This window comes from Oleiphilus sp. HI0128, from assembly GCF_001635365.1.
In genome coordinates, this window is record NZ_LWGG01000910.1 from 1 (window position 1) to 804 (window position 804).

At 37.3% G+C, this 804-nt stretch carries 1 protein-coding gene; it reads right to left on the minus strand.

Features of this window, described 5'->3' with window-relative positions:
* Positions 1 to 60: 60 nt before the first annotated feature.
* Positions 61 to 804, minus strand: a 744-nt coding sequence (locus A3763_RS14820; protein ID WP_197482922.1) for an ABC transporter substrate-binding protein, incomplete at its 5' end; no start/stop codon positions are given.

The following is an 804-nucleotide window of genomic DNA, read 5'->3' on the forward strand; positions in this document are numbered from 1 at the left end:
GCTGTACCCACCGCCCCTAATTTCATGGCCACCCAAAAAAACAGTTGCACCAGACTTTTTCTATTTCGGCGGTTTTAATAGAGAATATTTAAGTAGCAAATGATCTAATTTGCCAGAACTCTTAAGTTCTTTTAAACCCTTTGATAGAATATTTGCATAAAGTTTTGCGTTACGTTTTTTCGGAGAAAAAGCGATATATATGTCTTCTTTTGAAGCAACCCCTGCTGATTTGATATCTTCATACGAATTAAGGCCTGTCAAATAGTTTAGCACTATATTAGATTCCTCTACGAAAGCATCAATCCTATCTATTTTAAGTAATTCAACTAGACGGCTAAAAGCATCATCACCATGAAGAATAGTTAAACGTGCGATATTCGCTTGGTTTGGCTCAATATATTCCTTAAGAAGGCTGCCATAAGAGTAATTCTTTATAGCACCAAGGTTGATATTCTGTAATGACTTAAACCCACTAAAACGCCAATCAGATGTGTTTTTCACATAGAAAACATGTTCAATGCTATACAAAGGTTCATCTGGAAAAATGAAATCAGGTGTTTCATCTCTACCCGTACCAATAATTCCATCATAGTCACCATTACGGACAGTCAAAATTGAACGAATCCAGGGCCTAACGATATAATTTATCTTATACCCCTCCTGCGAAAAGGAATAATTTGCAATCTCTACCAAAAGGCCAGGTCTCTCTGTGCCAGGAACACAGTTATAGGGGCACCATTGATCTGCAACTAAGGTAATTTCCTTTCCTTGATCACTAGTTGATGACGCATAGCTAATGGACAC